This window comes from Aeromonas sp. TW 6 (genome assembly GCF_013168745.1).
GTDB lineage: Bacteria > Pseudomonadota > Gammaproteobacteria > Enterobacterales > Aeromonadaceae > Aeromonas > Aeromonas caviae.
This window is the reverse complement of the sequence record NZ_JABERS010000074.1, coordinates 1-9,790: the sequence shown is the minus strand read 5'-3', so window position 1 is coordinate 9,790 and position 9,790 is coordinate 1. Positions and strand designations below refer to the sequence as shown.

At 64.3% G+C, this 9,790-nt stretch carries 5 protein-coding genes; 2 read left to right on the top strand and 3 right to left on the bottom strand.

What is annotated here, in order from left to right; translation table 11 throughout:
* Window positions 1-129 precede the first annotated feature (129 nt).
* From HKD46_RS20415 to HKD46_RS20405, 3 genes are all read right to left on the bottom strand, one after another.
* Window positions 130-2,463 carry a YgiQ family radical SAM protein gene (locus HKD46_RS20415; RefSeq protein ID WP_171865903.1) on the bottom strand — a complete coding sequence of 778 codons (2,334 nt, stop codon included), beginning with the start codon at window positions 2,461-2,463 and terminating at the stop codon, window positions 130-132.
* A 196-nt stretch (window positions 2,464-2,659) separates the two neighbouring features.
* A complete protein-coding gene (locus HKD46_RS20410) occupies window positions 2,660-5,812 on the bottom strand; it encodes an efflux RND transporter permease subunit (RefSeq protein ID WP_161646953.1) in 3,153 nt (1,050 codons plus the stop codon).
* Complete coding sequence (locus tag HKD46_RS20405) at window positions 5,812-6,864, bottom strand: efflux RND transporter periplasmic adaptor subunit (RefSeq protein WP_052815157.1); 1,053 nt, start codon at window positions 6,862-6,864, stop codon at window positions 5,812-5,814. The genes HKD46_RS20410 and HKD46_RS20405 overlap by 1 nt, the downstream gene beginning before the upstream one ends.
* A 210-nt stretch (window positions 6,865-7,074) precedes the next feature.
* On the opposite strand from HKD46_RS20405, the gene HKD46_RS20400 reads away from it, so the two are divergent.
* Together HKD46_RS20400 and rssA are read left to right on the top strand one after the other, a co-directional pair.
* Window positions 7,075-8,631 (top strand): sensor domain-containing diguanylate cyclase, encoded by a 1,557-nt coding sequence (locus HKD46_RS20400; RefSeq protein WP_171865902.1) that lies wholly within the window; start codon window positions 7,075-7,077, stop codon window positions 8,629-8,631.
* Between the two features lie 34 nt (window positions 8,632-8,665).
* Complete coding sequence (gene rssA, locus HKD46_RS20395; protein WP_041213338.1) at window positions 8,666-9,535, top strand: patatin-like phospholipase RssA; 870 nt, start codon at window positions 8,666-8,668, stop codon at window positions 9,533-9,535.
* The last annotated feature ends 255 nt before the right edge of the window (window positions 9,536-9,790 follow it).

The window sequence follows — 9,790 nt, the reverse complement described above, 5'->3', positions numbered from 1 at the left end:
AATGCATGGTGTTTTTGCTCATGGGGGGAGCGTATCTAAGGAGCAGGATCAAGCAAGCAGGAAAGTGGGATCAAGAGACGATCGTCTCATTTTTCCTGTGTCAATACTGTTCCGGTGAATACTTACAACTCACCGAGCCGGTCGCTTGGCACCATTCCCTTTCGCCGCTGGCTTGCCTCCTTGAGTACCCGGCTTGGCAGAGCCTGCACGGGTCGGGGTTTTACCCTTGTGGGCGGGTTTTCCGGTAGGTTTGCCCTTGCCTTCGCCATGTGCGGCCGGTTTGCCATTACCCGCCCCTTTCTGCAACTGGGAGCCCACCGCCTTGCCGCCAGCGGTCTTGCTGTCCGCCCCATTGCTGCGCTGATGGGTGATGGCGCTGTGGCGGGTCAACGCGGGCTTGAGGCCCTTGTTGCGGCTGCGCTCGGCCTTGGCCTCGCCACGGCCTTCAGGCGGCACCAGGCAGTCGGGGCCGTTACCGATCAGGTGGCCCTTGCCCATCTCCAGCAGGGCTTCGCGGATCATCGGCCAGCCGGCCGGATCGTGATAGCGCAGCAGCGCCTTGTGCAGGCGACGGCGACGCTCCCCTTTCACCACGAACACGTCCCCGCCCTGGCGGCTCACCTTGTTGAGCGGGTTTTTCTCGGTGTAATACATGGTGGTAGCGTTCGCGAGCGGCGACGGGTAGAAGTTCTGCACCTGATCGAGCTTGAAGCGGTTTGCTTTAATCCAGAGCGCCATGTTCACCATGTCTTCATCCGTGGTACCCGGGTGGGCGGAGATGAAGTAGGGGATCAGGTACTGCTGCTTGCCCGCCTCTTTGGAGTACTTGTCGAACAGCTCCTTGAAGCTGTAGTAGCTGCCCATGCCCGGCTTCATCATCTTGGAGAGCGGGCCCTCCTCGGTGTGTTCCGGCGCGATCTTGAGGTAGCCGCCGACGTGGTACTTGGCCAGCTCCTTGATGTAGCGCGGATCTTCCACCGCGATGTCGTAACGCACCCCAGAGGCGATCAGGATCTTCTTGATGCCCTTGAGGTCGCGCGCCTTGCGATAGAGGTTGATGGTCGGGCTATGGTCGGTGTCCATGTGCGGGCAGATGGTCGGCCAGACGCAGGAGGCACGGCGACAGGTCTGCTCGGCCTTGGGGCTCTTGCAGCGTAAGCGGTACATGTTGGCGGTGGGGCCGCCCAGATCCGAGATGACGCCGGTAAAGCCCGGCACCTTGTCGCGGATCTCTTCGATTTCTTTGAGGATCGACTCTTCCGAGCGGCTCTGGATGATGCGCCCTTCGTGCTCGGTGATGGAGCAGAAGGAGCAGCCGCCGAAGCAGCCGCGCATGATGTTGACCGAGGTCTTGATCATGTCGTAGGCCGGGATCTTCTCGTTGCCATAGGCCGGGTGCGGCACCCGCTGGTACGGCAGGCCGAACACCCCGTCCATCTCGTCGGTTTCGAGCGGGAAGGCGGGCGGGTTGACCCAGATGATGCGATCGCCGTGGGCCTGGGAGAGGGCGCGGGCGCAGCCCGGGTTGGTCTCGTGGTGCAGGATGCGGGACGCATGGGCGTAGAGCACCTTGTCCTCCTTCACCCGCTCAAACGCCGGCAGCTTGACATAGGTCTTCTCCCACGGTTTTTGCTTAGGGGGCTGCACCAGGATGGGCTTGGCCTCCTGCTCCAACGGCGCGGTACCCTCGTCATCAGAGCAAGGCGCCCCTTCCATATAGGGGTTGGGGATGGGATCGATGCGGCCAATCTGGTCGAGCTTGCTCGAATCCACCCCGCGCCAGCCCGGCAGCGGCTCCTTGCGGATGACGGCGGTGCCGCGAATGTCCTGCATGGTGTCGATGGTCTCGCCGCCTGCGATGCGGTGAGCCACCTCCACCAAGGGGCGCTCGGCGTTGCCGTAGATGAGGATGTCGGCCTTGGCGTCGATCAGGATGGAGCGACGGATGGTCTCGGACCAGTAGTCGTAGTGGGCGATGCGGCGCAGGGATGCCTCTATGCCGCCGATGACCACCGGCACCTCTTTATAGGCCTCTTTGCAGCGCTGAGTGTAGACCAAGGTGGCGCGATCCGGCCGCTTGCCGCCCACATCCCCCGGGGTGTAGGCGTCGTCGTGGCGCAGCTTCTTGTCGGCGGTGTAGCGGTTGATCATGGAGTCCATGTTGCCCGCCGTCACCCCGTAGAAGAGGTTGGGCTTGCCCAGGCGCATGAAGTCATCCTTCGATGACCAGTCCGGCTGGGCGATGATGCCGACCCGAAAACCCTGTGATTCGAGCATGCGGCCGATCACCGCCATGCCGAAGCTCGGGTGATCCACGTAAGCGTCGCCTGTCACCAGCACGATGTCGCAGCTGTCCCAGCCGAGCTTGTCCATCTCCGCACGGGACATGGGCAGGAAGGGCGCCGTGCCGTAGCACTCGGCCCAGTAACGGGGATAGGAGAAGAGGTTGGTAACCGGCTGCATTTTGACCACCTGGAACAATTCGGGTCGCGCATTATACCGGCAGAGCAAGGCGGGGGCGACGGCTTTTTGCCCCCACAGAACGCGAGGGGAAGAGGCGCCTTCGAGCGGGCGCGACAGGTCGGCGTGACAGACTCCGATCTCATCAACAAGCAGGGCGCCCATTGGCGCCCTGCTTGCTGTCATGCGGGTCGGCACGCTAGGCCGCCGGTTTGTCACGCCCCTCGGGGACCACCGCCCCCGGCACCGGGGAGGGACTGGCCGGGGTTGCCGTGGCCAGTATTTCGTCCACCAGTCGGTCCCGTGCCCCCGTCATCCCCGCGCGTCTGGCGATCAGGTGATAGATGGCGGGCACCACCAGCAGGGTCACCAGGGTCGCCAAGGACAAGCCGAAGAAGACCACGGTCCCCACGGCCATCCGGCTCTCGTACCCCGCCCCCATGGAGAGCATCAGGGGCACGGCGCCGATGATGGCGGTGAGCGAGGTCATCAAGATGGGGCGCAGGCGGCGCACCGACCCCTGGATGATCGCCTCCTCGAACCCTTCACCCCGCTGGCGCAGCTGGTTGATGAACTCCACGATGAGGATGCCGTTCTTGGTCACCATGCCGATGAGCATGATCATGCCTATCTGGCTGTAGATGCTGAGCTCCTGCCCCGTGAGCCAGAGGCCGAGCAGGCCGCCGAAGATGCCGAGCGGCACCGTCATCATCACCACCGCCGGGGTCAGCAGGCTCTCGAACTGGGCCACCAGCACCAGATAGACCACCAGCAGGGCCAGGCCGAACACCAGTGCCATCTCCCCCTGGTTGTCGCGATAGTCCTTGGACTCGCCGGCGTAATCCACCGACATGCCGGTGGGCAGGTGATCTGCGGCCCAGCCATCCAGGAAGTCGAGCGCTTCCCCCAGGGTGTGGCCGGAGGCCACGTCCGCGGTGAGGGTGACCGCCTTCTGGCGCTGGTAGTGGTTGAGGCGCTGGGGACTCGCCACCTGGGTGACGGTCGCCAGGGTGGAGAGGCTCACCATCTCGCCGCTCGCGGCCTTCAAATAGATGCGGCTGATGTCGGAGATACCGTTGAACTGGGTCTGGTTGGCGCGCAGGTAGACGTCATACTCCTCGCCCCTGTCCACATAGGTGGTCTGGCTGACGCCGCCGAGCAGGGCCTGCAGGGAGCTTGCGATGGTGGAGACCGGAATGCCGAGCTGGGTGGCTCGCTCCCGCTCTATGGTCACCTGCAGCTCCGGGGTCTTCTCGGCATAGTCGAGATCCGGGCTCTGCATCAGCCCGCTTTGGGCCGCCGCCTCCTTGAGCGCCAGCCCCTGCTGGTTGAGCTCGCCGTAATCGGAGCCTTGCAGCACGAACTGCACCGCCGCGGTGGAGCCGCCTCTGAACCCCGGCTGGAAGGTGCGGATCATCACGTCGGGGATGCCGGCGAGGCGACCGCTCAGGGAGCGGCCAAACTCGGTGGCCGTTTCGTCTCGCACCGCCCAGTCACTGAGCTGGATGATGGCCATGCCGGTCTGATCGCCGCCGCGCCCGAAGGCCGGGGTGCTGAAGCTCATGGCCTGCACCACCCCCTTGCCGAGCAGCGGCAGGATGGCGGCCTCCACCTGCTGCATGTTGCGCTTCATCCGCTCGATGCTGGTGCCCTCCGCCCCTTTCACGAACACATAGAGCACGCCCCTGTCCTCGGTCGGGGTGAGGCTCGCGGGCAGCTTGCCAAAGAGGGCGCCAATGCCGCCGAGGCAGAGCAGCAACACCAGGGGCATCCAGACGGCGCGGCGCAGCACGGCCCCCAGCACGCGGCGATAACGCTCCTCCACCCAGCCAAGTCCCTTGTCCAGGGTGGCGGTCAGGGCGTTGGGCTTGTCCACGGCACGCATCAGCCAGGAGCCCATGGCCGGGGTCAGGGTGAGCGCCACCAGGGAGGAGAAGAGCACGGCCAGGGAGAGCAGGATGGCGAACTCGGTGAAGAGGCGCCCCACCATGCCGTCCATGAAGGCGATGGGCACGAACACCATCACCAGCACGGCGGTGGTGGCGATGACGGCAAAGCCCACCTCCCGGGTGCCGTGCCAGGCCGCCATCAAGGGGGACTCGCCCCGTTGCAGGTGGTGGTGGATGTTCTCCACCACCACGATGGCGTCATCCACCACCAGGCCGATGGCGAGGATGAGGGCCAGCAAGGTGATGAGGTTGATGGAAAAGCCCAGATACCAGGCACCGATGAAGGCCGAAATCAGGGAGACGGGCACCGTGATGGCCGGAATGAGGGTGGTGCGCCCCTGCCCGAGGAAGAGATAGAGCACGGCCACCACCAGCAGGGCGCAGATGGCGAGTGTCTCATACACCTCGTCGATGGCCTGCTTGATGAAGATGGTGGAGTCGTAGTCGACCTCAAGGGTAGCCCCCTCCGGCAGGAAGCGCTGCATCTCCACGAGCTTCTTCTCGATGCCCTGGGCCACCGCCAGGGGGTTGGCTGTGGATTGGGCGACGATGCCAATCCCCAGGCTCTCGCGGCCGTTGCGCTGATAGGCGCTGTCTTCGTTCTTGGCCCCCACCTCCACATCCGCAATGTCCGCCAGATAGATGCTCTGACCATTGGTGGCAGTTTTCACCGGCAGGGTGCGAAAATCTTCCGCACTGTGATAGAGCCGTGCGATCTGCACCGCCATGGTCATGGTGTTGTTGCGGATCTCGCCGCCCGGCAGCTCGATGTTCTCCCGCTTGAGGGCATCCTGCACGTCGGCCACCGTGATGCCGCGGGCCGCCATGTCGGCGGGGCGCAGCCGCACGTACATCACCTGGGTCAGGTCCCCGGAGAGGGAGACCTCGCTTACCCCGTCCACCAGGCTCAAGGGGTCCACCAGCATGCGATTGGCGTAATCCGTCATGGCGGTACGGTCCATCTGGGTGCTGCTGAAATTGAGCCAGATGGCCACATCCCCGTTGCCGTTGTCCTTGGTCACCATGGGCTCGTCCGCCCCGTCTGGCAGCTTGGGTCTGGCCCGGGAGATGGCGTCACGCACGTCGGAGGTGCCCTCCAGCATGTTCCAGCCGAGCTTGAACTCCACCGTGATGGAGGAGCGCCCCTTGCGGGTCACCGAGTTGATGTTCTTGATGCCGCTGATGCCGGAGAGCTGATCCTCGATGGGCTTGGTGACCTGGCTCTCCATCACCTCGGGGGCCGCCCCCTCATAGGTGGTGGTGATGGAAACGGACGGGGTCTGCACATCCGGCATCTCCCGCACGGTGAGTTTGCTGAAGGCCACCAGGCCGAACACGGTGAGCAGGGCGCTGATGACCACCGCCACCAGGGGACGGCGTACTGAGATATCGGAGAGCCACATCAGCCTTTCACCTCGCCCAGATCACGTACCTGGGCGCCGTCGCGCAGATTGACCAGCCCCTCCACCGCGATGCGATCGCCGACGTTCAACCCCTTGAGCACCCAGACGGCCTCGCCATGGGTGTCGCCAAGCTCCACCGGCACGCGCTTCACCCGTCCGTCCGCCTCCAGGCGATAGACGAAGCGCTGCTCGCCGGCATACTCCACCGACTGGGCGGGGATCAGGGTCATCTTCTGGGGTGGCAGAGAGAGATCCACGTTCATCAGCATGCCGGGACGCAGCTGGCCACCGGTGTTGGGCAGGATGACGCGGGCCTTGATGTTCTGGGTGTCGCTGGAGATCCGGCTGTCGAGGGTCTCCAGCACGCCGGAAAAGGATTGATCCGGCCAGGCCGAGCTGGTTGCCGTCACCGCCATGCCGGGGCGCAGCAGGGAGAGGTAGCGCTCGGGCACCGCCAGATCGAGCCGCAGTTTTGCCAGCTCGTCCAGATGCAAGAGCACGTCGCCGCTGTTGACCAGGGCTCCTTCGCTGAGATCGATGAGGCTGACAGTGCCGTCGAAGGGGGCGGCCAGGGTGCGCAGGGAGAGCTCGTAACGGGCCGCATCGACCCGGGCCTGGGCCTGGGCGACAGTCGCCTCCTGCCCCTCCAGCTCCGAGGTGGTGACGGCGCCTCGCGCCACCAGCTTGCGCATGTCCCGCAGCTTGCGAGCCTCGTCGCGCACGCTGGCGCTCTGCTCGGCCAGCTCCGCCTGCTGCTTGCCCGCATCCAGGGCGATCAGGGTCTGCCCCTGTGTGACCTGCTGGCCGGAGCTCACCGCGATGGTGGCAATGCGGCCGGTCACCTCGGGGCTGATGGCCACGGAGCGATTGGCCGCAAGCTTGCTCACCAGCTTGATGGAGGGCTCGGCCAGACTCTGCCTGACGGTTTCGGCCCTGATATTGATCTCTCTTGGTGCTGGCTTGCTGGCGGGTTCAGCCTGCCGCAGATGCCAGGCGCCCGCCGCCAGCAATAGAAGAAGAGGGAAAAGCCACAGCCACACGCGCGTTTTCATCACAAGATCCATGCAGTCAAAGAGAGAGGAAGAAGAGATAGCTTCATCAAGGATGGCACCATGTTACCCCCTGACTATGCCGTGACTATGTATAAATGTGACAAAACGTAACAGTCCGGTGAGAAGATCATCAAAAACGCATCTTGTCGGCACGCGCGTCAGGGTTCTGCCTTACACTGATGCCGACTCTCGCCATCTTCCGGTACGCCCATGTCCATTCCCTCCCCCGCCTTTGCCAGATACCGATTGCAGTGGCTGCTGCTGGGCCTCGGCCTGCTGCTGTTGCTGCTCGCCCTGCAACATGCGTTTCGCCAGGTTACCGAGATCAACAAGCGTGACACCATCAACGCCGCGACCCAGCTCAGCAGCCAGCACCAGCGGATGGAGACCTTCCTTGAGGCCATGCGCGGCCAGGCGGAGGAGCGCCTGCGCAGCAATCCCCAGTCCGTGCTCTCTCGCCAGCTCTATCAGGCGCTGCAATCCGACGGGGAGCACGGCATCAATCTGGATCGCATCCCTGTCGATCTGCCCCCCGCCCTCATCGGCAACCTGACCGGGCAGGGCCCGCTGCCCCATGACGGCAGCGAGCGGCAAGCCAGAATACATCTCGCCCTCAGCCTCTCCCCCCTGCTCGCCACGGCCAGCAAGCTGCTGGACAGGGACGTGGCCTGGATCTACTTCACCGGTACGGACAATTTCATCTACCTCTATCCCTGGGTGCCATCCAGCCAGTTTCGCTTCGATCCCGTGATTTACAGCAAGGCCTACTGGCAGGAGGCGATGGCCAGGCATCCCCACCTGGAGCACGCCATGCTCTCGCGCCCCTACCAGGATTTTGCCGGACGGGGGCAGATGATCACCCTCTCCCAGCCCATTACCCAGGGCGGCCAGATCATTGGCCTGCTCAGCATCGACATCCAGACCGTCACGCTGGCGCAGACCCTGCACCGCCTCGCCCCCCGGATTGGCACCCTGTTCCTGCTCAACGCCCATCAGCAGATCCTCGCCAGCAGCCAGTCCGGTACCGCGCCGCCCCCGGTCAGGACGGCGCAGTCAGCGGAATATGAGTGGCAACAGGGCGCCCTGCAGCTCGTCTACCCCATCCCGGAGACACCGCTCTCCCTCATCCATCGCATCCCGCTGCTGCCTCTGCTGCAGACGCTGTTGTGGCAATCGGCAACGGCGCTCATCACCATTCTCTGTCTGGTGGTGGCGACCGTCTCCAGCCTGCGTGCCCAGCGCCTCAACCGGCGCCTCAACTACCTGTCGCGCCACGATGCCCTGACCGGCGCCTTCAACCGCCACTACTTCGATGCCTTCGAACACCGCCAGGCCCTGGCAGGCCGCCAACGCATCGGCGCCATCATGTTTGACTGCGATCACTTCAAACAGGTCAACGACCGTTTCGGCCACGGGGTGGGCGATCAGGTCCTCATCCGTCTGGTGCAGCTCTGCCAGTCCTTGCTGACACGGGAGTGCCACCTGATCCGCTGGGGCGGCGAGGAGTTCCTGCTGCTCGTCGCCGATGAAGCGATCCCTCTGGCCCCCTTGGCCGAGCGGCTTCGTCTGTGCATAGCAGAGCATCCCTGGAGCGCCATCGCGGCCGAGTTGAAAGTGACCGTCAGCCTGGGCCACTGTCGCCAGTCACCGGCCATCTCCTTGCAGGAGGTGATCCGCCGCGCCGATATCGCCCTCTATCAGGCCAAGGCCAACGGCCGCAATCGCAGCGAAGCGTGGCGGGATGACGGACAGGATAAGCCGGAGTAAGCTGGACTCCCACTTCATGTCAGGAGACGCAACTGTGTCACGAAAACCCCGTCTGGGATTGGCCCTGGGCAGCGGTGCGGCCCGAGGATGGGCCCACATCGGCATCATCCGTGCCCTGGAGCGACTGGGCGTCAAGCCGGATCTGGTGGCTGGCTGCTCCATCGGCAGCTTTGTCGGCGCCGCCTATGCCGCTGGTGAACTGGACAAGCTGGAGAGCTGGGTGCGCGGCTTCAGCCGCCTGCAGGTCATGGGGCTGCTCGATCCTGCCCTCTCCGGCGGCCTGTTTCGCGGTGACAAGGTATTTGGCATCGCCGCCGGCCATCTGGGGGATCCCGCCATCGAAAGCCTGCCGCTGCCCTTTGCCTGCGTCGCCACCGAACTCGATACCGGTCGCGAGATCTGGTTGCAGGAAGGACCGCTTCGCCAGTGTGTGCGCGCCTCCTGCGGCATGCCCGGCCTGCTCACCCCGACCCGGGTGGAGGATCGCTGGCTGGTGGACGGGGCCGTGGTCAACCCGGTCCCCATCTCCCTGGCCCGCGCCATGGGAGCCGAGGTGGTGATCGCCGTCAACCTCAACACCGATATGCACCAGCCCTGGACCGACGAACCGGACGAGCCCGTGCAGGGGGGGCTGCTCAGCCAGTGGTTGAACCGGGGCGAGCGCGAGCCCAGTACTCCCGGCATGTGGGGGGTGATGACGGGCTCCATCAACATCATGCAGGAGCGCATCACCCGTGCCCGGATGGCCGGGGATCCCCCCGAGATCCAGCTCTGCCCGCGCCTTGGCAACCTCTCCATCATGGATTTCCACCGCGCGAGCGACGCCATCGACGAGGGGGAAGCCTGTGTCGAGCGCAACCTGGAGCAGCTCAAGGAGGAGCTGTCACGACTCTGCCTGATATGAAGACATATCGGGGTAAAAGACAAAAAGAGCGCCAATAGGCGCTTTTTTGTTTCGGGTTACGCGGCTCAGAACAGCCCCAGCCCCTTGAGCATCACCACCAGGATCAGCAGCGGCGACACATAGCGGATGATGAAACCGTCATTCCGCACCTGATTTTGCTATTTTCAGTGCTTGACGGCGATCGGCCGTTCTGATCTATTACTCTCTTTTGCAGGTAGATCATCATGGCCGCACCCGCTATCTCGATCCGTAACC

Coding starts and splice junctions, on each gene's coding strand:
- HKD46_RS20415 (WP_171865903.1), bottom strand. CDS start 2,463: ATGCAGCCGGTTACCAACCTCTTCTCCTATCCCCGTTACTGGGCCGAG.
- HKD46_RS20410 (WP_161646953.1), bottom strand. CDS start 5,812: ATGTGGCTCTCCGATATCTCAGTACGCCGTCCCCTGGTGGCGGTGGTC.
- HKD46_RS20405 (WP_052815157.1), bottom strand. CDS start 6,864: ATGAAAACGCGCGTGTGGCTGTGGCTTTTCCCTCTTCTTCTATTGCTG.
- HKD46_RS20400 (WP_171865902.1), top strand. CDS start 7,075: ATGTCCATTCCCTCCCCCGCCTTTGCCAGATACCGATTGCAGTGGCTG.